This is a genomic window from Burkholderia sp. BCC0397 (genome assembly GCF_902832865.1).
Taxonomy (GTDB): domain Bacteria; phylum Pseudomonadota; class Gammaproteobacteria; order Burkholderiales; family Burkholderiaceae; genus Burkholderia.
On the sequence record NZ_CADFDL010000004.1, the window covers coordinates 606422 to 630300 of the forward strand.

Annotated in this window: 21 protein-coding genes; 16 read left to right on the plus strand and 5 right to left on the minus strand. The window is 67.4% G+C overall.

The window, feature by feature from the left end; all coding sequences use genetic code 11:
* The first annotated feature begins 14 nt into the window (after positions 1–14).
* The 3 genes from purE to HWX03_RS16930 all read left to right on the plus strand — a co-directional run bounded on the left by purE (position 15) and on the right by HWX03_RS16930 (position 2863).
* Complete coding sequence (purE, locus tag HWX03_RS16920) at positions 15–536, plus strand: 5-(carboxyamino)imidazole ribonucleotide mutase (RefSeq protein WP_175822407.1); 522 nt, start codon at positions 15–17, stop codon at positions 534–536.
* A gap of 90 nt (positions 537–626) precedes the next feature.
* The gene (locus HWX03_RS16925) at positions 627–1823 is read left to right on the plus strand and encodes a 5-(carboxyamino)imidazole ribonucleotide synthase (protein ID WP_175871928.1); all 1197 of its coding nucleotides are present in this window, start codon (positions 627–629) and stop codon (positions 1821–1823) included.
* Positions 1824–1834: 11 nt separating this feature from the next.
* Positions 1835–2863 carry an L-threonylcarbamoyladenylate synthase gene (locus HWX03_RS16930; protein WP_174390564.1) on the plus strand — a complete coding sequence of 343 codons (1029 nt, stop codon included), beginning with the start codon at positions 1835–1837 and terminating at the stop codon, positions 2861–2863.
* A gap of 91 nt (positions 2864–2954) precedes the next feature.
* Here the strand turns inward: HWX03_RS16930 and HWX03_RS16935 are convergent, their stop codons facing one another.
* The 3 genes from HWX03_RS16935 to dacB all read right to left on the minus strand — a co-directional run bounded on the left by HWX03_RS16935 (position 2955) and on the right by dacB (position 6965).
* A complete protein-coding gene (locus HWX03_RS16935; protein ID WP_175871929.1) occupies positions 2955–4091 on the minus strand; it encodes an SGNH/GDSL hydrolase family protein in 1137 nt (378 codons plus the stop codon).
* A gap of 96 nt (positions 4092–4187) precedes the next feature.
* Positions 4188–5102: a sterol desaturase family protein gene (locus HWX03_RS16940; protein WP_175822403.1), complete on the minus strand. Its 915-nt coding sequence runs from the start codon at positions 5100–5102 to the stop codon at positions 4188–4190.
* A gap of 330 nt (positions 5103–5432) precedes the next feature.
* The gene (gene dacB / locus HWX03_RS16945; protein ID WP_174432752.1) at positions 5433–6965 is read right to left on the minus strand and encodes a D-alanyl-D-alanine carboxypeptidase/D-alanyl-D-alanine-endopeptidase; all 1533 of its coding nucleotides are present in this window, start codon (positions 6963–6965) and stop codon (positions 5433–5435) included.
* A gap of 186 nt (positions 6966–7151) precedes the next feature.
* On the opposite strand from dacB, the gene HWX03_RS16950 reads away from it, so the two are divergent.
* The 6 genes from HWX03_RS16950 (at position 7152) to HWX03_RS16975 (ending at position 12526) form a co-directional block, all read left to right on the plus strand.
* Positions 7152–7814, plus strand: coding sequence for a response regulator (locus tag HWX03_RS16950; RefSeq protein WP_006481728.1), 663 nt, complete (start codon positions 7152–7154; stop codon positions 7812–7814).
* Between the two features lie 3 nt (positions 7815–7817).
* Positions 7818–9164 (plus strand): ATP-binding protein, encoded by a 1347-nt coding sequence (locus HWX03_RS16955; RefSeq protein WP_175871930.1) that lies wholly within the window; start codon positions 7818–7820, stop codon positions 9162–9164.
* 113 nt (positions 9165–9277) lie between these two features.
* Positions 9278–10759: a DegQ family serine endoprotease gene (locus HWX03_RS16960; protein WP_175871931.1), complete on the plus strand. Its 1482-nt coding sequence runs from the start codon at positions 9278–9280 to the stop codon at positions 10757–10759.
* 105 nt (positions 10760–10864) lie between these two features.
* Positions 10865–11302, plus strand: coding sequence for a carboxypeptidase-like regulatory domain-containing protein (locus HWX03_RS16965; protein WP_050014530.1), 438 nt, complete (start codon positions 10865–10867; stop codon positions 11300–11302).
* Positions 11303–11430: 128 nt separating this feature from the next.
* Positions 11431–11790, plus strand: coding sequence for a DUF427 domain-containing protein (locus HWX03_RS16970; RefSeq protein WP_175871932.1), 360 nt, complete (start codon positions 11431–11433; stop codon positions 11788–11790).
* A 28-nt stretch (positions 11791–11818) separates the two neighbouring features.
* A complete protein-coding gene (locus tag HWX03_RS16975; protein WP_175871933.1) occupies positions 11819–12526 on the plus strand; it encodes an SRPBCC domain-containing protein in 708 nt (235 codons plus the stop codon).
* A 59-nt stretch (positions 12527–12585) separates the two neighbouring features.
* Here HWX03_RS16975 and HWX03_RS16980 read toward each other — a convergent pair whose 3' ends face one another.
* Entirely contained in the window at positions 12586–13584 is a 999-nt protein-coding gene (locus HWX03_RS16980; RefSeq protein ID WP_175871934.1) for a helix-turn-helix domain-containing protein, read from the minus strand.
* A 152-nt stretch (positions 13585–13736) separates the two neighbouring features.
* Here HWX03_RS16980 and HWX03_RS16985 point away from each other — a divergent pair, with 152 nt between their 5' ends.
* Positions 13737–14414 (plus strand): cysteine hydrolase family protein, encoded by a 678-nt coding sequence (locus HWX03_RS16985; protein ID WP_175871935.1) that lies wholly within the window; start codon positions 13737–13739, stop codon positions 14412–14414.
* Positions 14415–14451: 37 nt separating this feature from the next.
* On the opposite strand, the gene HWX03_RS16990 is transcribed toward HWX03_RS16985, so the two are convergent.
* Positions 14452–15093 carry a TetR family transcriptional regulator gene (locus HWX03_RS16990; RefSeq protein ID WP_175822398.1) on the minus strand — a complete coding sequence of 214 codons (642 nt, stop codon included), beginning with the start codon at positions 15091–15093 and terminating at the stop codon, positions 14452–14454.
* A 400-nt stretch (positions 15094–15493) separates the two neighbouring features.
* Here HWX03_RS16990 and HWX03_RS16995 point away from each other — a divergent pair, with 400 nt between their 5' ends.
* The 6 genes from HWX03_RS16995 to HWX03_RS17020 all read left to right on the plus strand — a co-directional run bounded on the left by HWX03_RS16995 (position 15494) and on the right by HWX03_RS17020 (position 23849).
* A complete protein-coding gene (locus HWX03_RS16995) occupies positions 15494–16765 on the plus strand; it encodes an efflux RND transporter periplasmic adaptor subunit (protein WP_175871936.1) in 1272 nt (423 codons plus the stop codon).
* A gap of 15 nt (positions 16766–16780) precedes the next feature.
* Complete coding sequence (gene bpeB / locus HWX03_RS17000; RefSeq protein WP_175871937.1) at positions 16781–19981, plus strand: efflux RND transporter permease BpeB; 3201 nt, start codon at positions 16781–16783, stop codon at positions 19979–19981.
* Entirely contained in the window at positions 19981–21504 is a 1524-nt protein-coding gene (locus HWX03_RS17005) for an efflux transporter outer membrane subunit (protein WP_175871938.1), read from the plus strand. Before bpeB ends, HWX03_RS17005 begins: the two co-directional genes overlap by 1 nt.
* A gap of 466 nt (positions 21505–21970) precedes the next feature.
* The gene (locus HWX03_RS17010; protein ID WP_175871939.1) at positions 21971–22648 is read left to right on the plus strand and encodes a PAAR domain-containing protein; all 678 of its coding nucleotides are present in this window, start codon (positions 21971–21973) and stop codon (positions 22646–22648) included.
* Positions 22645–23199 (plus strand): hypothetical protein, encoded by a 555-nt coding sequence (locus tag HWX03_RS17015; RefSeq protein ID WP_175871940.1) that lies wholly within the window; start codon positions 22645–22647, stop codon positions 23197–23199. The genes HWX03_RS17010 and HWX03_RS17015 overlap by 4 nt, the downstream gene beginning before the upstream one ends.
* Complete coding sequence (locus HWX03_RS17020) at positions 23196–23849, plus strand: M35 family metallo-endopeptidase (RefSeq protein ID WP_175871941.1); 654 nt, start codon at positions 23196–23198, stop codon at positions 23847–23849. Before HWX03_RS17015 ends, HWX03_RS17020 begins: the two co-directional genes overlap by 4 nt.
* Positions 23850–23879 lie beyond the last annotated feature (30 nt).

The window sequence follows — 23879 nt, forward strand, 5'->3', positions numbered from 1 at the left end:
AAGGAACGTACGAAATGAGTGAAGTCCAAACCGCCCACACGCACAGCGCGCCGCTCGTCGGCGTGCTGATGGGTTCGAGTTCCGACTGGGACGTGATGAAGAACGCGGTCGCGATCCTGCAGGAATTCGGCGTGCCGTACGAAGCGAAGGTCGTGTCCGCGCACCGGATGCCCGACGAGATGTTCGACTATGCGGAGAAGGCGCGCGAGCGCGGGCTGCGCGCGATCATCGCGGGCGCCGGCGGCGCCGCGCACCTGCCCGGCATGCTCGCCGCGAAGACCACGGTGCCCGTGCTCGGCGTGCCGGTCGCGAGCAAGTACCTGAAGGGTGTCGATTCGCTGCACTCGATCGTGCAGATGCCGAAGGGCGTGCCGGTCGCGACGTTCGCGATCGGCGAGGCCGGCGCCGCGAATGCCGCACTGTTCGCGGTGTCGATCCTGTCCGGCAACTCGGTCGACTACGCGAACCGGCTCGCCGCGTTCCGCGTGCGCCAGAACGAAGCCGCGCACGCAATGGTGCTGCCGCCGCTGGAATGACGGCATGGCGCGCGGCCGCACCACGCGGCCGGCGCCGGATTTTCCTACTGCGGCGGGCATTTCCGCGTTCCGCCGCGACCGACCACTGACATGACCGCAACTCCTGATTCCGTTTCCCCGATCCTGCCCGGCGCGTGGCTGGGCATGGTCGGCGGTGGCCAGCTCGGCCGCATGTTCTGCTTTGCCGCCCAGTCGATGGGCTATCGCGTCGCCGTGCTCGATCCCGATCCGGCGAGCCCCGCCGGCGCGGTCGCCGATCGGCACCTGCGCGCGGCGTACGACGACGAAGCCGCACTCGCCGAACTGGCCGACCTGTGCGAGGCCGTATCGACGGAATTCGAGAACGTGCCGGCCGCGAGCCTCGATTTCCTCGCGCGCACGACGTTCGTCGCACCGGCCGGCCGCTGCGTCGCGGTCGCGCAGGACCGCATCGCGGAGAAGCGTTTCATCGAGGCGTCGGGCGTGCCGGTCGCGCCGCACGTCGTGATCGAATCGGCGGCGGCGCTCGCCGCGCTCGACGATGCCGCGCTCGACGCGGTACTGCCGGGCATCCTGAAGACGGCCCGCCTCGGGTACGACGGCAAGGGCCAGGTGCGCGTCGCCACCGCGCAGGAAGCACGCGACGCGCATGCCGCGCTCGGCGGCGTGCCGTGCGTGCTGGAGAAGCGCCTGCCGCTGAAATACGAAGTGTCGGCATTGATCGCGCGCGGCGCGGACGGCCGCGCGGCCGCCTTTCCGCTCGCGCAGAACGTGCACCACGACGGCATCCTCGCGCTGACGGTCGTGCCGGCGCCGGCCGCCGATGCCGCGCGCGTCGCAGAGGCGCAGCAGGCCGCCATCCGGATCGCCGACACGCTCGGCTACGTCGGCGTGCTGTGCGTCGAATTCTTCGTGCTGGAAGACGGCTCGTTCGTCGCGAACGAGATGGCGCCGCGCCCGCACAACTCCGGCCACTACACGGTCGATGCGTGCGCAACGAGCCAGTTCGAGCAGCAGGTGCGCGCGATGACGCGCATGCCGCTCGGCAACCCGCGCCAGCATTCGCCGGCCGCGATGCTGAACATCCTCGGCGACGTGTGGTTCCCCGACGGTGCGGCAGCCGACGCCGTCACGCCGCCGTGGGACACGGTCGCCGCGATGCCGGCCGCGCACCTGCACCTGTACGGCAAGGAAGACGCGCGCGTCGGCCGCAAGATGGGTCACGTGAACTTCACGGCCGAGACGCGCGACGAAGCCGTCGCCGCCGCCACCGCATGCGCGCAGTTGCTGCGCGTGCCGCTCGACTGAGGCGCCGGCCGATGTCCATCGATCTCCCGACGCACGTGACGCCCGCGCAGATCGACGCGGCCGCCGCGTTGCTCGACGCGGGCCAGCTCGTCGCATTTCCGACCGAAACCGTCTACGGGCTCGGCGGCGACGCGGCGAATCCCGAGGCCGTCGCGCGCATCTACGCGGCGAAGGGGCGGCCCGCGAACCATCCGGTGATCGTGCATCTGCCGCCCGGCGGCGATCCGGGCTACTGGGCCGACGACTTGCCGGCCGACGCGCACGCGCTGATCGATGCATTCTGGCCGGGCCCGCTGACGCTGATCCTGAAGCGCCATGCGCGCATTCCGGACGCCGTGAGCGGCGGGCAGGATTCGGTCGGGCTGCGCTGTCCGTCGCATCCGGTCGCGCAGGCGCTGCTGGCCGCGTTCAGCGCACGGCGCGGTGGCCACGGCGGCGTGGCGGCGCCGTCCGCGAACCGGTTCGGCCACGTGAGTCCGACGACCGCGCAACACGTGCGCGACGAATTCGGCGATACCGTGCACGTACTCGACGGCGGCGCATCCGAAGTCGGCATCGAGTCGACGATCCTCGACCTGTCGCGCGGCTTCCCGGCGCTGCTGCGTCCGGGCCACGTGACGCCGCAGCAGATCGCCGACGTGCTCGGCCGCGCGCCGAAGCTGCCGGACGGCAGCGATGCGACGGCACCACGCGCGTCGGGCACGCTGAAAGCGCACTACGCGCCGCGCACGCCGCTCGCGCTGCTGCCGTTCGATGCACTCGAGCCGCTGCTCGCGGCCGCGCAAACCGACGGCGAGCGCGTCGCGCTCGTCGCCCGCGCGTCGCGGGCAGGGCGCTGGGCGCAGGCCGACGGCGTGCATTTCATCGCGGCGCCGGAAGATCCGCAGGCCTATGCGCGCGACCTGTACGGCATGCTGCGGGCGCTCGACCGCGCGCAGGTCGCACGCATCCTGGTCGAGAAGCTGCCCGAGACCGTCGAATGGATCGCGGTCAACGATCGCCTCGGCCGTGCGGCCGCGGCTTTCGAAGCGCGCGACTGACGCTGCCTTCCGCACCCGTCCTGAAATAAAAAACGCCCGACTGGCGAAGTGAGCCAGTCGGGCGTTTTCGTTTCGGCGCGTGGCCGGCGGCTTACTTGCCGACGCCGGACTTCGCGATCTGCTGTTCGACGTATTGCGCGAACAGCGCGTGCAGGTGCGTCGTCGGGTGGACCGTGTCGGCGAACATGTAGGTCTGGTCCGCGTTCGCGACCGTGTAGGTCTGCGGCGAGCAGAACAGCGACGAGCCGAACGCGGTCGCGTTCGCGACGCCGTACTGCGTGGCGGCCTGGACCATCGCCTTCAGGTTGCAGGCGGTGTCGGTGTTCGACACGCTGAAACCGTTCGCCTGGTAGTTGGCCGCGATGCCGTCCTGCCACGTGAACGAATCGACCACCGCGACCTTCGTCGAGTCGACCTTCAGCGCGGCGAGCGTGCCGACGAGCGTCTTGTTGAACAGCCCCGACAGTTGCGTGAACGCGGCCTGCGTGCCGCCCTGCAGCGCGAGCGGCGTGCCGCCGATGTCCGGCACGTTCGCGACGAACACGTGCGTCGCGCCCGCCGCGACGATCTGCTGGACGATCCCGCCGAGCTGCTGCGCGGCCAGGCCGATCGCCTGCGCCGCCGCGAGCTGCGCGGCCGGCGTGTTGCCTTGCGCCTGCGCGACCTGGGCCTGGTAGAAGATGTCGTTCGCGCCGCCGTTGATCAGCACGATCTGGCCGGCGTTGAAGCTGCCGTGCTGCGTCAGGTACTGCTTGACCTGGTCGGCGATCGGCGTCGTCGTTGCCTGGGCGTAGTCGGGGTTCGGCACGCTCGCGTCCGCATGGCCGATGCCCGGCTGCAGCGTCACGCGCGAGCCGCCCTGCGCGTAGCCGAGGCCGCCGGTGGCCTGCAGCGGGATGCCGAAGCCGCCCTGGTTCGCGGGCTGCAGCGTGTCGCCGTAGTACTGCGCGACGTCCTGCGTCCATACCTGGCCCGGGTTGGTCGTGAAGCGGCCGCCGCCGAAGCCGAGCTTGATCTGCGAGTAGGTGCCGGCGTCCGACAGGCTGTCGCCGAACGACACGACCTGCATCTTCACGCCCGACGGCGGCGTATTCGACGCGCTGTTGTTGTTGTCGTCACCGCCGCCGCATGCGGCGAGCAGCGCGAGCGCGGCGCCGGCGATCGCGACTTGCGCGGTGCGCAGCATGCGCTGCCGCGTGCGGGAAGGTGCGTGTTGTTGTGTCTGCATCGTTCGATCTCCTCGTAGATATGGCCCTGATGTATTTCTCATCTGCCGCGTGCCTGCTCGGTTCCGGGCTGCGCGGCGGCCGTTGGCTGAAACGGTTTATCGGTCGCGCGCAGCCGCCGGCGGCACGGTGCGCGGATCCTGGTTCGCGGCCTCGGCAATCTGCGCATGATAAGCGCTCGCCCATTCGGGCGGGCCGAAAATCGCGCGCAGCTTGTTGCGCCATCCGCCGACGCGCCACACGTCGGACGCCATCGCCACCCACTCGTGGAACGTCGCGACGAACGGGTTGTTCGAGCCGAGCCGTTCGACGATCCCGTACTGCGGCGGATCGTCGGGCGTTTCCTCGACATAGCTGCCGAACAGGCGATCCCAGATCACCAGGACGCCTGCGTAATTGCGGTCGATGTAGCGCGCGTTGCGCGCATGGTGCGCGCGGTGGATCGACGGCGTGTTCAGCACGTATTCGAGCCAGCCGAGCTTGCCGATCGCCTGCGTGTGCACGAAGAACTGGAACGCGAGGTTGATCAGCACGATGCCGACGACCTGTTGCGGCGGAAAGCCGGCGAACGCGAGCGGCAGCCAGAACAGCCACATGCCCGCGATCGGGTACATCAGGCTCTGGCGGAAGGCGGTCGAGAAATTCATCCGTTCGGACGAGTGGTGCACGACGTGCGCGGCCCACAGCCAGCGCACGCGATGGCTGGCGCGATGGAACACGTAGTAAAGGAAGTCCTGCGCGACGAACAGCACCGCGAACGACAGCCAGCCGTCGTGCCACGTGTAAAGACGATAGTGCCGGTAGCAGTACGCATAGACGGGAATCACGAACAGCCACGCGATCTTGTCGGCGCCCTGGTGCATCAGCGCGAGCGCCGCGTTGCACAGCGTGTCGCGCCACGCGTAGAGGCGGTCCTGCGCACGGGTGCGGGCGAGGTGCCAGGCCTCCCACGCGATGCAGAGCAGGAAGACGGGCGCCAGCGCGAGCAGAAGCAATTCGACGTCGAATCGCATGGGCGTGTCTCCTTCGTTCCCCTGCAAGCCATGAGGCCGGGCGTATGGCCCGTTGTAGATATCGGTCAGGCCAACAGCCTACGCAATCGCCACGCGCTAGGCGAGGGGGCAGCGTAGAGGGTTCCCTCTGAGGACAGGGTTTCTACGGAATCCGTACTGCACGGGGCCGGGCGGTGCGGCCCCGTTTCGTGGGTGCGGCGTGCGCGCGGGGCGTCGCGCGAGGGTGGCGGGGGCGTTTCAAACCGCGCAGCGCGAGATTTCGCGGGCGACGCGGTGCGGGGGCGCGCGGGCCGCCCTGTCAGGACGGCTCGCTGCGCGGTGCGCGAATCGTCAGTGCGCGCCCGCGTAGATCCACTCGAGCAGCGTGTCGTGCGCGGCGCGCGCGCCTTCCGCGTGATCGTTGTTGATGAAGCTGACGACGATGTAGCTCTGGCCGTCGGTGCCCGCGACGTAGCCGGCGATCGCGCGCACGTCGCGCAGCGTGCCGGTCTTGATGTGCGCGTTGCCGAGCACGCCCGCGTTGGTGAGGCGGTTCTTCATCGTGCCGTCGATGCCCGCGATCGGCAGCGAATCGACGAACGCCTGCGCGACGGGGCTCGCGTTCGCGGCTTGCAGCAGCGCGGCGAGCGACAGCGCGCTCACGTGCTCTTCGCGCGACAGCCCCGAGCCGTTCTCGAGCACGAGGTCGGGCATCGCGATGCCGTTCTTCTGCAGGAATGCCTGGATCGCGCGGCTCGACTGCTCGGGCGTCGCGGGCGGCTTGCCGCTGACCGCGCCGATCGTCAGGAACAGGTTGCGCGCCATCACGTTGTTGCTGAACTTGTTGATGTCGTAGACGATGCTGCCGAGCACCGGGCTGTGATGCACGGCGAGCGGCCGCGCGGTGGTCGGCACCTTGCCTTCGCTCACGGGCCCCGCGATCGTGCCGCCGTCCTGCTGCCACAGCGCGAGGAAGCCGCGCGCGAAGAACGTCGTGTGATCGAGGATCGCGAGGTTGGTCGTATGCGCGCCGCAGCGCAGCGGGTAGTCGCCGGCGAACGACGCGGTCATGATCCCGCCGCCGGCCGTCAACGTCGGGCGCGCGGCTGCCGCGGCCGCGCTGCACGAACCCGAGCCTTCGACGAGCTGGTTGTCGATCGACAGGTCCGCGAGCGGCGGCAGCACGTCGACGGCGACCTTGCCGTCGTCGCCCGGCGTGACCGTGAACGACACGGCCTTGAATGCATACAGCAGCGGATCGGGGCCGACGTTGTACGGCGCGCTCGCATCGTCGTCGAACGACGGCAGGTCGCGGGTCGACGCCGCGAAATAGCTCTTGTCGAGCACGAGGCCGCCGGCCACGCGCTTGACGCCGGCCTTGCGCAGCTTGTCGACGAGATCGATCAGCTCTTCGGGCACGAGCTTCGGATCGCCGGTGCCCTTGATGTACAGGTTGCCCTGCAGCGTGCCGTCGGGGTCGATCGTGCCGTCCGTATACGCGGTCGTGCGCCAGCGGTAGTCGGGACCGAGGATCGACAGGCCCGAGAAGGTCGTCACGAGCTTCATCGTCGAGGCCGGCAGCATCGGCCGGCTCGCATTCCACGCGATCAGCGGCTGCGGATCGCCGACGCGCTCGACGACGACGCTCATCGCCGACGCCGGCACCTTCGCGCGCTGCAGCGCGACGAGCACCGACGCCGGCAGGCCGGCCGCGCGCGCGGCGGGCGACACGACGGCGGTCTTGCGCGCTTCCTTGTGGGATTTCTTGCGGGCCTGCGCGGACGGCGCGAACGCGAGGGCCGTGCAGGTGGCGACGACGGCGGCCGCCCGCAGGCAGACGCGGGCGCGCGGGGCGAACCGGGCGGAAAGATCGGAAATCGGCATGGGCGAATACGGGAAAAGCGGGGGCTCGGGCAGGACGCGCGGGGGCGTCGAAGCGCACATTGTAGAGACAAGTCGGGGCAGGTCCCTTGCAATCCACCTTACTGTTGCATTGCACGGTGCCGCGCACGCGATTCGCGGCGCTACAATGGTCGCCGTGTTTGACTCGCCCCATGGATACCTGTCCCGATGCGGATTCTGCTTGTCGAAGATGATCGAATGATTGCCGAGGGCGTGCGCAAGGCGCTGCGCTCGGACGGCTTTGCGGTCGACTGGGTGCAGGACGGCGACGCCGCGCTCACGGCGCTCGGCGGCGAGACGTACGATCTGCTGCTGCTCGATCTCGGCCTGCCGAAGCGCGACGGCATCGACGTGCTGCGCACGCTGCGCGGGCGCGGGCTGGCGCTGCCGGTGCTGATCGTCACCGCGCGCGACGCCGTCGCCGATCGGGTGAAGGGACTCGACGCCGGCGCCGACGACTACCTCGTCAAGCCGTTCGATCTCGACGAGCTCGGCGCGCGGATGCGCGCGCTGATCCGCCGCCAGGCCGGGCGCAGCGAGTCGCTGATCCGCCACGGCGCGCTGACGCTCGATCCGGCTTCGCACCAGGTGACGCTCGACGGCGCGCCCGTCGCGCTGTCCGCGCGCGAGTTCGCGCTGCTCGAGGCGCTGCTCGCGCGGCCGGGCGCGGTGCTGTCGAAGAGCCAGCTCGAGGAGAAGATGTACGGCTGGGGCGAGGAGATCGGCAGCAACACGGTCGAGGTCTACATCCACGCGCTGCGCAAGAAGCTCGGCTCGGACCTGATCCGCAACGTGCGCGGGCTCGGCTACATGGTCGTCAAGGAAAGCTGACGCGTGCGGTCGATTCGTCATCAATTGCTGATCTGGCTGCTCGCGATCGTCGTCGCGGGCGTGGGCATGGCGGGCTGGCTCATCTACCGGCAGGCGCTCGCCGAGGCGAACGAACTGTTCGACTACCAGTTGCAGGAAATCGCCGCGGCGCTGCCGTCGGAGCCGTTCTCGCAGGTGTTCGGCTCGCGCACCAACGGCGACGAAGGCATCGTGATCCAGATCTGGAATCGCAACGGCGTGCTGATGTACTTCTCGCATCCGCGCGCGCCGATCGCGCCGCGCGCGGAACTCGGCTTCTCGACCGAGCGCACCGATCGCGGCGAATGGCGCGTGTACGGCGCGATCGTCGGCGACAACGTCGTGCAGCTCGCGCAGCCGCTGTCGGTGCGCAACCGGCTGGCGGCGAACGTCGCGCTGCGCACGCTGTGGCCGCTGATCGTGCTGCTGCCGTTCCTCGGCGCGGCCGTGTGGGGGATCGTCGGGCGCGGGCTCGCGCCGCTCGCCCGCGTGACGCGTGCGGTCGAGGCGCGCCGGCCGGAAGCGCTCGATTCGCTGCCCGACGCGCGCCTGCCGCTCGAGGTGCAGCCGCTCGTGCGGGCGCTGAACGGGCTGCTCGCGCGGCTGTCGGCGGCGCTCGACACGCAGAAAGCGTTCGTCGCCGACGCCGCGCACGAATTGCGCACGCCGCTCGCGGCCGTGCAGATCCAGGCGCAGCTCGTCGCCCGCGCGAAGGACGATGCGTCGCGCCGCGAGGCGATCGCGGATCTCCAGGACGGCGTGTCGCGCGCGACGCGTCTCACCGAGCAACTGCTCGCGCTCGCGCGCGCCGAGCCGGACGGCGCGACGATGCGCGAACCGGTCGACCTGCAGGCGCTGCTCGCCGAATGCGTGGCCGCGCATGCGCCGCTCGCGCAGCGGCACGACATCGATCTCGGCTTCGAGGAAACGCGCGCGGCGAGCGTCGTCGCGGACGTCGGCGCGCTGCGCGTGATGTTCGGCAACCTGCTCGACAACGCGGTGAAGTACACGCCGGACGGCGGCCGCATCGACGTGTCGCTGACGCGCGACGCGGCCGGCCGCGCGTGCGTGCAGATCGGCGACAGCGGGCCGGGCATTCCGGCCGACGAGCGCGAGCGCGTGTTCGACCGCTTCTATCGCGACAGCACGGCGCGCGCGCGCACCGACGTGTCGGGCAGCGGGCTCGGGCTCGCGATCGTCAAGCGCGTGGCCGCGCAGCAGGGCGCGACGGTGTCGCTCGGCGATGCGGCCGCGGGCGGCCTGCTCGTCAGCGTCGTGTTCCGCGATGCCGAGATGCCGGCCCAGGCGCGGCAACCTTCCGAATCCGTCTGAAGGGGGCGGGGCCAGCCCGGCCCGGGCAGCCGCTTAAGCCCCGCTTAAGGCTGATTAAGCCTCCTTTAAGTCAGGGTCGTTACGCTGCGTCCTAACAAAGAGGAGGTCCTACGATGAACACCCGATTCCTTGCGCGCGGCACCGTCGCGGTCGCCGTGGCGGCCGCCCTGTCGGCAGGCTATTTCGCCGGCACCCGCCGCGCCGATCCGCAGATCATCACGCCCGCGCAGGCGGCATTGATGCCGGCCGAAGCCGCGGCCAAGACCGGCATTCCCGATTTCTCCGGGCTCGTCGAGACCTACGGCCCGGCGGTCGTGAACATCAGCGCGAAGCATGTCGTGAAGCAGGTGTCGCGGCGCGCGCCGCAGCCGCAGCTGCCGATCGATCCGAGCGACCCGTTCTACCAGTTCTTCAAGCACTTCTACGGCCAGGTGCCGGGCATGGGCGGCGACGCGCAGCCGGACGACCAGCCGAGCGCGAGCCTCGGGTCGGGCTTCATCGTCAGTTCCGACGGATACATCCTCACCAATGCGCACGTGATCGACGGCGCGAACGTCGTCACGGTCAAGCTGACCGACAAGCGCGAATACAAGGCGAAGGTCGTCGGCTCCGACAAGCAGTCCGACGTCGCCGTGCTGAAGATCGACGCGAGCGGCCTGCCGACCGTGAAGATCGGCGACCCGGCGCAGAGCAAGGTCGGCCAGTGGGTCGTCGCGATCGGCTCGCCGTACGGCTTCGACAACACGGTCACGTCGGGCATCATCAGCGCGAAGTCGCGCGCGCTGCCGGACGAGAACTACACGCCGTTCATCCAGACCGACGTGCCGGTGAATCCCGGCAACTCGGGCGGCCCGCTGTTCAACCTGCAGGGCGAGGTGATCGGCATCAACTCGATGATCTACTCGCAGACGGGCGGCTTCCAGGGCCTGTCGTTCGCGATCCCGATCAACGAGGCGATCAAGGTGAAGGACGAGCTCGTGAAGACGGGCCATGTGAGCCGCGGCCGTCTCGGCGTCGCCGTGCAGGGGCTGAACCAGACGCTCGCGAGCTCGTTCGGGCTGCAGAAGCCGGACGGCGCGCTCGTCAGCTCGGTCGACGCCAACGGTCCGGCCGCGAAGGCCGGCCTGCAGCCGGGCGACGTGATCCTGTCGGTCAACGGTTCGCCGGTCGCCGATTCGACGTCGCTGCCCGCGCAGATCGCGAACCTGAAGCCGGGTTCGAAGGCCGACCTGCAGATCTGGCGCGACAAGTCGAAGAAGTCGATCAGCGTGACGCTCGGCGCGATGGCCGATGCGAAGCTCGCGTCGAACGACGGCGGGCCGGTCGAGCAGGGCCGCCTGGGTGTCGCGGTGCGTCCGCTGTCGCCGCAGGAGCGCAGCGCCGCCAACCTGTCGCACGGGCTGATCGTGCAGCAGGCCGGCGGGCCGGCCGCCAACGCAGGCATCCAGCCCGGCGACGTGATCCTCGCGGTCAACGGCCGCCCGGTCACCAGCCCCGAGCAGTTGCGCGACGCGGTGAAGGGTGCGGGCAACAGTCTTGCTCTGCTGATCCAGCGCGATAATGCACAGATCTTCGTGCCGGTCGACCTGAGCTGACCGGCGACGGCCGACGGCCGGCCTGGCCGGCCGCGGCGGGCGCCGCCGCCGTACGTTTCGCGTGACGCTGCGCCCCGTATGTGTTCCGACCCCAAGGAGAGAGCCATGCAATATCTACGCAACGTGTCCCGATTTGCCGTCGCCGCGGCGCTGACCGCCGGCCTCGCGGCTGGTGCGACCGGCGCGTACGCGCAGTCGGACGGTCTGCCCGCCGCGAGCCAGCAAGGCGATATCAGCTATGTGTCGGGCGGTATCGGCAAGGACCAGTCGACGGCATTCCAGAGTAACGAGGCATCGTGGCCGCTGGCGCTGCGCTTCACCGGCAAGGGCGGCGAGTTCCTGGCCGACGTCCATGTCCGGATCGTCGACGGCAAGGGCACCGAGGTGCTGGCAACCGACGCGCGCGGGCCGTACATGCTGGTGAAGCTGCCGCCGGGGCGCTATACGGTGCACGCGTCGTACCAGGGCAGCGACGAATCGCGCGCCGTCACGGTCGGCGCGAAGGGCGGCGCGAAAGCCGCGTTCCAGTGGAGCGCGCAGTAGCCGCCGCGCGCGGCCCGGGCCCCGGGCGCGCAATCGGACGAAGTTTCGCCCATAATGAAAGCCACGGCACGCGTGCCGTGGCTTTTTCGTTTCCTGCCCCGGCCAGGCGGCCGCCCGAAGGAGAAACGATGTCCGATGCAGCCGACCCTCGACTCGAAATCGTGCCGAACCGTCATCGCGTGCGCGTGATTCATCGCGGCATCACCTATGCCGATTCGCAGGGTGCGCTGACCGTGCGTGAAGCGGGGCTCCCGGACATCCATTACCTGCCGCGCAGCGACGTCAACATGCGCCGGCTCGTGAAGTCGGGCGTCACGACGGCCTGCCCGTTCAGGGGGCAAGCCGTGCATTTCGACTTGCAGACGGAAGACGGCGTGATCGAGAACGCCGCATGGAGTTACGAAGAACCGAAGGCGGCGGCGGCCGTGCTGGCGCTCTACGTCGCCTTCGATGTCGCACGGATCGACAGTCTCGTCGAGACGTCCTGATGCGGCGCGCGTTCATCGGGGAGGCGTCATGGAACTGAACGACACGTTACGCGTACCGCTCGCGCCGCCTGTCGTGCGGGATGCGCTGGAGGATCTCGCGCTGCTGCGGGCGAGCTTCGATCATTGCGAATCGTTCGTGAAACTCGCGCACGGCGAGTTCGCGCTGACGATCACGGTGCCGCTCGGCCCGCTGCGCGCCCGCTACGACGTGCGCGCGCATGCGGCCGCCGAGCAGGGCGACGCCGAAGGGCAGCCGCGCCGCGTGCTCAACTTCAAGGCGCGGGCCGACGGCCTCGGCGCGCTGCGCGGCCAGGTCGAACTCGTGCTGATGCCGGATGACGATGCGGCCGCCACGCAGATCGAGTACGTGGTCTGGGCGACGGCGAGCGGGCCGCTCGCCGAGCTGCCGGGGCGGCAGATCGACAATGCGCTGCGCGAGTGGACCGACACGTTCTTCCGCGAGTTCTGCGCGGTCGTGCAGGCGAAGCACGGTCTCGCGCCGAATCGCGCGAGCGCCCCTGCGCAGCGACGCCAGCACGTATTTCTGCGGCCGGCCTCGCTGGTGGCTGCGACGAAGCGTTCGCTGCCGCCGCATCTCGGCGGCGCGCTGAGCGGGCGTGCCGCGAGCGCGCTCCGGCATCGCGATTCCGGCACGGTGCCCGTATGGGCCTGGGCGGCGATGATCGTGTTCGTCGCGCTGCTGCTATACGCGGCACGCTGGTTCAACGCCGGCTGAGCGGCTGATCAGCCGCACGGTTCCGCTTCACGGTTTGCCCGCCGCTCGCGCGGCGGGCGTCACTGTCCCGCATCGGCGCCGGCCCCGGCGCCGCGAAATTCCCTTCGATACGCAGACGGCGACGTGCCGAGCGCGCCCGCGAAATGCTGGCGCAGCGACACGCTCGAGCCGTAGCCGGCCGCCTGCGCGATCGCGTCGATCGATTGCCCGGTGGTTTCGAGCAGATGCTGCGCGCGCGCGAGCCGTTCGGCCTGCAGCCACGCGGTGACGGTCGTGCCCGTTGCCTGGCGGAAATGGCGCGTGAACGTGCGCCGGCTCATCAGCACGCGTTCGGCGAGCGAATCGACGCTGTGCGCGGCGTCGAGATGGGCGCGCACCCAGTCGAGCAGGCCCGCGAGCCGCGCATCGCGCGGATGCGCAGCGACCGGCTGCGGCACGTATTGCGCCTGCCCGCCCTGGCGGTGCGGCGGGATCACGAGGCGGCGCGCGATCCGGTTCGCGGCATCCGAGCCGAAGCGCCGCCGCACGACGTGCAGGCAGCAGTCGAGGCCGGCTGCCGTGCCGGCCGACGTCATCACGTTGCCGTCGTCCACGTACAGCACGTCGGGATCGAGTTTCACGCGCGGAAAGCGCTGGGCGAAATCGTCGGCCCACGCCCAGTGCGTGGTGGCCGGGCGGCCGTCGAGCAAGCCGGCCGCGGCGAGCACGTAGGCGCCGAGGCACAGGCCCACGAGCTCGGCGCCGCGCGCGGCGACCGCGCGCACGGCATCGAGCAGCGCGTCGGGCGGCACTTCGTCCGGGTCGCGCCAGGAAGGCACGATGACGATGTCCGCATCGTCGAGCGCGTCGAGCCCGTACGGCGCGGTGATCGTGAAGCCGCCCGTCGTCGCGAGCGGGCCGCGCTCGGCCGAGCAGACGCGGAACACGAACGCGGGCGACGCGGCTGCGTCGCGTTCCTTGCCGAACACGACCGACGGCACCGACAGGTGGAACGGGCTGATGCCGTCGTACGCGATCACGGCGACGACGGTCGGAACGGGCGGGGCGGCGGCGAGCATGGCGGGCTCCGGAAAGGCGATGGCCCGATTTTATCGAAGAATGGCTATCGGGCCACTATCGGCGCAAGCCACGCGGCCCGACAATGCATCGCATCGCACTGCTGGCCGCCTCGCTCCGGGGCGGGGCAGCGCCTCCCGACCAGGAGCCCGCCATGCTTGCCGCCGCGTCGCCCGCCGTCCCGCATTCTGCTTCCCGTCCCGCTGCCCGCCGCGCACTGATCGTGATCGACGTGCAGAACGAATACGTGACGGGCAACCTGCCGATCGAATATCCGCCGCTCGACCTGTCGCTCGCGAACATCGGTCGCGCGATCGACGCCGCGCACGCGGCCGACGTGCCGGTGATCGTGGTTCAGCACGTCGCGCCGGCCGGCGCGCCGATCTTCGCGCCCGGCACCGACGGCGTCGCGCTGCACGCGGTGGTCGCCAGCCGGCCGTACGCGCATCGGATCGAGAAGGCGCAGGCCAGCTCGTTCGCCGGCACCGATCTCGCCGCGTGGCTCGATGCGCACGGCATCGACACGCTCGCGGTGGCCGGCTACATGACGCACAACTGCAATGCGTCGACGGTCTATCACGCGGCGCATGCGGGGTTGAAGGTCGAGTACCTGAACGATGCGACGGGCGCGCTGCCTTACGAGAACGAAGCGGGTGCGGTGAGCGCCGAAGAGATTCACCGCGCGTATGCGGTGGTGTTCCAGTCGAATTTCGCGGCCGTGATGTCGACCGACGCGTGGATCGCGGGACTGGCCGGCGCGCCGATGCCGGCGCGCGATTCGGTGGCCGCGTCGAACCGGCGCGCCCGCGCGCAGCGCGCGAAGGCAGCCTGACCCGGCACGGCGATGGGGCGCGCGATGCGCCGCGCGGTCAGTCGCCGTCCTTCAGCATCGCCGGGCTGTAGCGCAGCATGTCGAAGCAGCCGTCGACGAGCTTTTCCGCATGCTGCTCGGCGTCGATCTCGTCGGGCAGCATCAGCATGTCGCGCACGAACCCGCTGACGAGCGTGTGCAGCATCAGCGTCGCGCGCCACGTATCGAGCCGCTCGGGCAGCAGCTTGAGGCCCACGGCCACCGCGAGATCGGCGTCGATCATGTGCAGCGCCTCGCTCATCCCCGCGCGGTTGCGCTGCAGCAGCGGCTCCATGTCCGCGACGTACTCGCACTTCATGAACAGGATGCTGAACACGCGCCGCAGCTGCGGGTCGCGCTGCACGCCGAGCAGGCACCAGATCAGGATCTGGCGCACCTTCTCGAGCGGATTGCTGCCCGGCGCGTCGAGCGGCATCCGCTTCAGTTCGTCGATCGGCAGGAACACGCGGTCGAACATCGCATCGAACAGTTCGCTCTTGTTCGCGAAATGCCAGTAGATCGCGCCGCGCGTCACGCCGGCGTGCTGGGCGATGTCCGCGAGCGACGTGTGCGACACGCCTTTCTCGAAGAACACGTGTTCGGCGGCGTCGAGAATGCGATTGCGTGTCTCGAGCGCCTCCTCCTTGGTACGTCTGACCATGTGCAGGCCTGATTGGATCGATCGTCGGTGAATATGGGGGCCCGCAACCCTCGTCGTCGTCATGCAGACGGGCTATGCTTGCTGTTGGTAACAATCTGTAAGACTGGACAGCCTGCGGAGTACAAACGGGCTTTTTACATACATTCGTGAATGTATATACAATACCACCCTACGATCGAATGACCCAAGTGGCAATCAGTTAATATCCCACTCTGCTGATTCCCGCCCTAGTACCAGTCCGCAGTTCGCGGCATCCCCGTCGGCATGGAGGTTTCGTGCCGACGTGCTGTATCTAGCAGTCCAGTAATTCAGGTGTTCGATCTGCGCCGCGAGGCGCATCCGTGTTGCGCTCCGGTCGGGCGCGGCACTTATTCCATTGGTTATACACAGAGGTCGCTCCATGCGCGTCGAACGGGTTCCATACCGCTTAATCACTGTCGCGACGGCCGCCGTTTTCCTGGCCGCGTGCGGGAAAAAAGAATCGGCACCGCCGCCGCAAACGCCGGAAGTCGGCGTCGTCACCGTCCAGCCGCAAGCCGTACCGGTCTTCACCGACCTGCCGGGCCGCACCAGTGCATTCCTCGTCGCGCAAGTGCGCGCACGGGTCGACGGCATCGTGCTGCGTCGTGAATTCACCGAAGGCACCGACGTCAAGGCCGGTCAGCGCCTCTACAAGATCGATCCGGCGCCGTACATCGCGGCCCTGAACAGCGCGAAGGCGACGCTCGCGAAGGCGCAGGCGAACCTCGTCACGCAGAACGCGCTGGTCGCGCGCTACAAGGTGCTGGTCGCCGCGAACGCGGTCAGCAAGCAGGAGTACGACAACGCGGTCGCCACGCAAGGCCAGGCCGCGGCGGACGTCGCGTCCGGCAAGGCGGCGGTCGACACCGCGCAGATCAACCTCGGCTATACGGATGTCGTGTCGCCGATCAGCGGCCGCGTCGGCATCTCGCAGGTGACGCCGGGCGCATACGTGCAGGCGAGCCAGGCGACGCTGATGTCGACCGTGCAGCAGCTCGACCCGGTGTACGTGGACCTCACGCAGTCGAGCCTCGAAGGGCTGAAGCTGCGCCAGGACGTGCAGAGCGGCCGCCTGAAGACGAGCGGCCCGGGCGCGGCGAAGGTGTCGCTGATCCTGGAAGACGGCAAGACCTATTCGGAAGCCGGCAAGCTGCAGTTCTCGGACGTGACGGTCGACCAGACCACCGGCTCGGTGACGATCCGCGCGGTGTTCCCGAACCCGGGCCGCGTGCTGCTGCCGGGGATGTTCGTGCGCGCACGCATCGAGGAAGGCGTGAACGAGAACGCGTTCCTGGTGCCGCAGATCGGCGTCACGCACGACCAGAAGGGCCAGGCGATCGCGATGGTGGTGAACGCCAGCAACAAGGTCGAGCCGCGTCCGCTGAAGACCACCGGCATGCAAGGCCAGAACTGGGTCGTCGAAGGCGGTCTGCAGGCGGGCGATCACGTGATCGTGCAAGGCGTCGACAAGGTGCGCCCGGGCGCGACCGTGAAGACCGTCGCCGCGCAGCTCGCCCCGGCGGCCGATGCCGCCTCGGGTGCTGCTGCCCCCGCCGCGCCGGCCGCCGCCGGTTCCGGCGTAGCCGCTTCGGGTGCCGCCGCATCGGGCGCAGCACCGGCGAGCGCCGCCGCTGCGTCGAGCGCGAAATAACAGGGAGCCTGTTTCATGGCAAAGTTTTTTATCGATCGCCCGATCTTCGCGTGGGTGATCGCCATCATCCTGATGCTGGCCGGGGTTGCGGCGATCTTCACGCTACCGATCTCGCAGTATCCGACGATCGCGCCGCCATCGATCCAGATCACCGCGAACTACCCGGGCGCTTCCGCGAAGACGGTGGAAGACACGGTGACGCAGGTGATCGAGCAGCAGATGAGCGGTCTCGACAACTTCCTGTACATGTCGTCGACGAGTGACGACTCGGGCAACGCAACGATCACGCTGACCTTCGCGCCGGGCACCAACGCCGACATCGCGCAGGTCCAGGTGCAGAACAAGCTGTCGCTCGCGACGCCGGTTCTGCCGCAGGTCGTGCAGCAGCTCGGTCTGTCGGTCACGAAGTCGAGCAGCAGCTTCCTGCTGGTGCTCGCCTTCAACTCCGAAGACGGCAGCATGAACAAGTACGACCTCGCGAACTTCGTGGCGTCGCACGTGAAGGATCCGATCAGCCGGTTGAACGGCGTCGGTACTGTCACGCTGTTCGGCTCGCAGTACGCGATGCGGATCTGGCTCGACCCGAACCGCCTGACCAACTACGGCCTCACGCCGGTCGACGTCAGCTCGGCGATCACCGCGCAGAACGTGCAGATCGCGGGCGGCCAGATCGGCGGCACGCCGGCGAAGCCGGGCACCGTGCTGCAGGCGACGATCACCGAATCGACGCTGCTGCAGACGCCCGAGCAGTTCGGCAACATCCTGCTGAAGGTCAACCAGGACGGCTCGCAGGTTCGCCTGAAGGACGTTGCGCAGATTGGCCTCGGCGGCGAAAACTACAACTTCGACACGAAGTACAACGGTCAGCCGACCGCGGCGCTCGGTATCCAGCTCGCGACCAACGCGAACGCGCTCGCGACCGCGAAGGCCGTGCGCGCGAAGATCGACGAGCTCGCACCGTTCTTCCCGCACGGCCTCGTCGTGAAGTATCCGTACGACACGACGCCGTTCGTGAAGCTGTCGATCGAGGAAGTGGTCAAGACGCTGCTCGAAGGTATCGTGCTCGTGTTCCTCGTGATGTATCTGTTCCTGCAGAACCTGCGGGCGACGATCATCCCGACGATCGCGGTGCCGGTCGTGCTGCTCGGTACGTTCGCGATCATGTCGATGGTCGGGTTCTCGATCAACACGCTGTCGATGTTCGGCCTCGTGCTCGCGATCGGCCTGCTGGTCGACGATGCGATCGTGGTGGTCGAGAACGTCGAGCGCGTGATGGCGGAAGAGGGCTTGTCACCGAAGGAGGCGACCCGCAAGGCGATGGGCCAGATCACCGGCGCACTCGTCGGCGTGGCGCTCGTGCTGTCGGCGGTGTTCGTGCCGGTGGCGTTCTCGGGCGGCTCGGTCGGCGCGATCTATCGTCAGTTCTCGCTGACGATCGTGTCGGCGATGGTGCTGTCGGTGCTCGTCGCGTTGATTCTGACGCCGGCGCTGTGCGCGACGATCCTCAAGCCGATCCCGCAAGGGCATCACGAAGAGAAGAAGGGCTTCTTCGGCTGGTTCAACCGCACGTTCAACAACAGCCGCGACAAGTACCACGTCGGCGTGCACCACGTGATCAAGCGCTCGGGCCGCTGGCTCATCATCTATCTGGTCGTGATCGTCGCGGTCGGGCTGCTGTTCGTGCGCCTGCCGAAGTCGTTCCTGCCCGATGAAGACCAGGGCCTGATGTTCGTGATCGTGCAGACGCCGTCGGGTTCGACGCAGGAAACGACCGCGAAGACGCTCGCGAACATTTCCGACTACCTGCTGAAGGACGAGAAGGAAATCGTCGAATCGGCGTTCACGGTCAACGGCTTCAGCTTCGCGGGCCGCGGCCAGAACTCGGGTCTCGTGTTCGTCCGCCTGAAGGACTACTCGCAGCGTCAGCATGCGAACCAGAAGGTGCAGGCGCTGATCGGCCGGATGTTCGGGCGCTACGGGAGCTACAAGGACGCGCTCGTGATCCCGTTCAACCCGCCGTCGATTCCCGAACTCGGTACCGCTGCCGGCTTCGACTTCGAGCTGACGGACAACGCCGGTCTCGGCCACGATGCGCTGATGGCCGCACGTAACCAGCTGCTCGGGATGGCTTCGAAGGATCCGACGCTGCAGGGCGTGCGTCCGAACGGCCTGAACGATACGCCGCAGTACAAGGTCAACATCGACCGCGAGAAGGCGAATGCACTGGGCGTGACGGCGGATGCGATCGACCAGACGTTCTCGATCGCGTGGGCGTCGAAGTACGTGAACAACTTCCTCGATACCGACGGCCGGATCAAGAAGGTGTACGTGCAGGCCGATGCGCCGTTCCGCATGACGCCGGAAGACATGAACATCTGGTACGTGCGCAACGGGTCGGGCGGGATGGTGCCGTTCAGCGCGTTCTCGACCGGTCACTGGACGTACGGTTCGCCGAAGCTCGAGCGCTACAACGGTGTGTCGGCGATGGAAATCCAGGGTCAGGCCGCACCGGGCAAGTCGACCGGTCAGGCGATGACCGCGATGGAAGGGCTCGCGAAGAAGCTGCCGGTCGGTATCGGCTATTCGTGGACGGGCCTGTCGTTCCAGGAAATCCAGTCCGGTTCGCAGGCGCCGATCCTGTACGCGATCTCGATCCTGGTCGTGTTCCTGTGTCTCGCGGCACTGTATGAAAGCTGGTCGATCCCGTTCTCGGTGATCATGGTCGTGCCGCTCGGCGTGATCGGTGCGCTGCTCGCGGCCACGATGCGCGGCCTCGAGAACGACGTGTTCTTCCAGGTCGGCCTGCTGACCACCGTGGGCTTGTCCGCGAAGAACGCGATCCTGATCGTCGAGTTCGCACGCGAACTTCAGGTGACGGAGAAGATGGGGCCGATCGAGGCCGCGCTGGAAGCGGCGCGCCTGCGGCTGCGCCCGATCCTGATGACGTCGCTCGCGTTCATTCTCGGCGTGATGCCGCTCGCGATCAGCAACGGCGCGGGTTCGGCCAGCCAGCACGCGATCGGCACGGGCGTGATCGGCGGGATGATCACGGCGACGTTCCTCGCGATTTTCATGATCCCGATGTTCTTCGTGAAGATCCGTGCGATCTTCAGCGGCGAGAAGGAAGATGCCGACGAGGCGCTGCGCCTGGCTCAGGAGCACTCGCACCACGAAGAGAAGCCGGGCAACGGCGACCAAGGCAACAAGGGACAGTGATGATGCAAAAACACGCTTTGACTGCAATCGCAGTCGCGCTCTTTGCCACGGGCTGCACGATGGCGCCGCATTACAAGCGGCCCGACGCACCCGTCGCGCAGGCGTACCCGGCCGGCGGCGTCTACGCGACGCAGCCGGGCGCGGCCGGCGCGCGCAGCGCGAACGGCCAGGCGGCGACTGCCATCGGCTGGCGCGAGTTCTTCGTCGATCCGCGCCTGCAGCGGCTGATCGAGATCGCGCTGAAAAACAACCGCGACCTGCGCGTGTCGGTGCTGAACATCGAGGCGGCGCGTGCGCAGTACCAGATCACGCGCGCGGGGCTGTTCCCGACGCTCGACGGTACCGGCACCGGCAACATCCAGCGTCTGCCGGCCGGTGTGTCGACGACAAGGGCGCCGCTGATCTCGCGCACCTACAACGTCGGGCTGTCCGCGTCGTGGGAGCTCGACCTGTTCGGCCGTGTGCAGAGCCTGAAGGATCAGGCGCTCGCGCAGTACCTGTCGACGTCGTACGCGCGGCAGGCGTCGGAGATATCGCTGGTGTCGCAGGTGGCTGACCAGTACCTGACGCTGCTGTCGACCGACGATCTGCTGAAGGTCACGGAGGACACGCTGAAGTCTGCGCAGGCGTCGTACGACTTGACCAAGCTGCAGTTCGACAACGGCACGGGCTCCGAGCTCGAGCTGCGTCAGGCGCAGACGGTGGTCGAGACGGCGCTCGCGAACCAGCAGGCGCAGGCACGTGCCCGCGCGCAGGCGCTGAACGCGCTGGTGCTGCTGGTCGGCGAGCCGCTGCCGGACGATCTGCCGGCGGGCATGCCGCTCGACGCGCAGAACCTGCTGACTGATGTGCCGGCTGGCCTGCCGTCGGATCTGCTGACGCGTCGTCCTGACGTGATGCAGGCCGAGCAGACGCTGCTGGCCGCGAACGCGAACATCGGCGCGGCCCGCGCGGCGTTCTTCCCGAAGATCTCGCTGACGGGCGCGTTCGGCACCGCGAGCCCGACGCTGGGCGGCCTGTTCAAGGCCGGCACGGCGGCGTGGTCGTTCGCGCCGAGCATCGCGCTGCCGATCTTCGAAGGCGGGCAGAACATCGCGAACCTCGATCTCGCGAACGTGCAGAAGCGCATCGAGATCGCGAACTACGAGAAGGCGATCCAGTCGGCATTCCGCGAAGTGTCGGACGGTCTTGCCGCACGCGGCACGTATGATCAGCAGATCGCGGCGCTCGAGCGCAACGAGCACGCGCAGCAGCGTCGCTTCGATCTGTCGGACCTGCGTTACAAGAACGGTGTCGACAGCTACCTGTCGGTGCTGACCGCGCAGACGGATCTGTACTCGGCGCAGCAGTCGCTGATCAGCGCACGTCTGGCACGCTGGACGAACCTGGTCGACCTGTACCGCGCGCTCGGCGGCGGCTGGATCCAGCGCGCAGGCGAAGCGCCGCGCGCGCCGGATGCACCGGTCGATTACGACAAGGCGGCCGCTCCGGCGCCTGCGTCGGTCACTGCGACGAACGGGTAAGCACGGAGAAGGGGCAGGCGCGGTCTGCCGCGCTTGCACGTCGAACCGGCTGTATGCGGAAACGAAAACGCCACGGACGCAAATCCGTGGCGTTTTCTTTTGCGCTGTCGGATCGTGCGGGGAATCAAACAAAACGCCACGGCATGCCGTGGCGTTCGTCGTTACCGCTTCGCGCCGTCGTCCGGTGCGGCGCGATCAGTGGTGCACGTCGGCGGGACGCCCATCGAAGTCGTGTCCCGCGCGCCGAATCTCGCAGCGCGCATCCTTTTCGCCTTTCACGCCGTTGAACACGATGTTCAGGATCACGGCTCGATGGAAGCCAGCGGCTGCAGGCTCATTTGCTGTTGAACGGTTCTTATAATAATTAGTTATACGAAATTCGAATTCGTCTGATTGATTCTTCTTTCTCGTCCGTGCAAATTTTGCATGGAGCATTCCTCACCCATTGTCGAGAAAGGAAATCCGGATGAAGAGCGAGCAGACTGCACCGACCCATCTTTTTGCCACCATCGGGGCGCTCACTGAGCGCGGTGGGCGGGTAACCAATGCTACCAGCGGCCTGACAGTCGCCGGGCTTGTCGTTGCCCGTGTTGGCGATGTCGTCACCTACGAGGATGGCAGCGAGGCCGTCATTATGGATGGCGCAGGCGAATATGCGATTTGCAGCGATAAGCCGTTTGCGCTGGTGGGTAGTCGGTTGAGCAACGGCGATCGTATCGTCGAAACGCTTCAGCGGCTGTGGGGAATTCAGGTACAGGCTGGCGAAACGGCCGAGGGATTGTTTAACGAGGATTATGTGCCGCCGCCTGCGCTGCCGCGCTACCGGTTGGCTGTACGAGGAGCCACGACCGCACGAGGCGGTGCGTTGCGCGAAGCTACCGGCACGTGGGACACCGGTGTCCGCCTTGGCAAGGCTGGTGTCGTGGGTAATCGGATTCACTACGCAGACGGTTCGACCGCGCGAATCATAAGCGGCCTTGGGCTGGTGGATAACGGAGACTTCCAGCCGCTGGCTTTCGTCGGTAGCGAACTAGATAACGGCGACGTCATTACCGATAGCCCTGAGCGTGATGGCTTGGTATCTGCTGACGCCTTCACCGTTATGAAGCGCCTAACTGCTGTGCATCGAGGCAAGACCTCATGATTCGTTATTTCCTTGCCAAAGGTGATCAGGGCGGCAGCGCCACGATTACGGAAGGACTGGAGGACGTCACCTGTTCCAATCCGCCGCCGCGCGTACATATCGCAACGCTCTACATGAAGACGTACTGCACGGCATGCAGGCAGGAAGGGTTTGTCGCCCCGGAGGGCCCACGCTGGCCCGGCACTGGACCAAACGGCAAGCCGTGGGCGTTGAGTGGTGATATCAACGTCTGCGATTGCAATCCGCCACCTGTTTTCTATGCCGAGCGCGGCATGAAGATGACCTTTACCGCGGAAGAGGTGGCGCGGTTGGCAGGGAAGAATGCCTTAGGTGTCGCCCCTGCAAGAGGAGGCACAGCAGTCCACGATCAGCAGTTCGTCATTCGCAACAAGAAGTCCAGGCAACCTGTTGCGGGTGTTCGGTATTGGATCACAAATTACCGTGGTGACGTGCTGGCGTCAGGGACTACTGATGCGCAGGGCCATACCATGCGAGTGGTCACAGCGAAGTCTGAATCGGTAAAACTGGAAGTCAGCGGGGAAGAAGAATGAGTGACGGCGATCGTGTAGCAATTGCAGAGGCGATGACAGACATGAACGAAGGTTCGATAATCGAAGCATTGATATCGAACGGGCCGCCCATCTGTCCAAACATGACTGATGCGGAATTTCGCCGTATGGTTCTAACATTACGCGACAGAGCCGTACAAATGATCGACGTACGGCTCGTAGACTTACGCAAGTGGGGGGCGGTCGAACGTCAGCGCGTCGCAACGTGGTTTGGCTCAAGCGATGAAACGATTCGGCAACGTCTGACAGTCGGCCTCGCACGAGTAAGTCGGGTGATGCGCGATCTCAAGCCTCGAAACTTTGTTCGTCAATCAGAGGAACTTGATCGATATCTTGGTTGTACGCCGAATAACAAGGATCCTGATGGTGCCGTCGCTCATGTTTGCGGCCCTGACACTGCTACGCATACTATTTGTATCCATGAGAACTTTTGTGGGATGCGTCCCATATCCAGCGCGAAGGACTCGATGTTATCGACACTGATTCATGAGTGCACTCATTTTGCCGACACTTTTGGCGCTCAGGATCATCAATATTTCATGCGCGAGTGCTTGGTATTGGCTCGGACGCGCCCCGATCTCGCAATCAATAATGCGGATAGCATTGCCGGGTATGTGATCTATGAGGATTAGAGGCGGTGTGGCAGGGCGATCCGTGTTGAA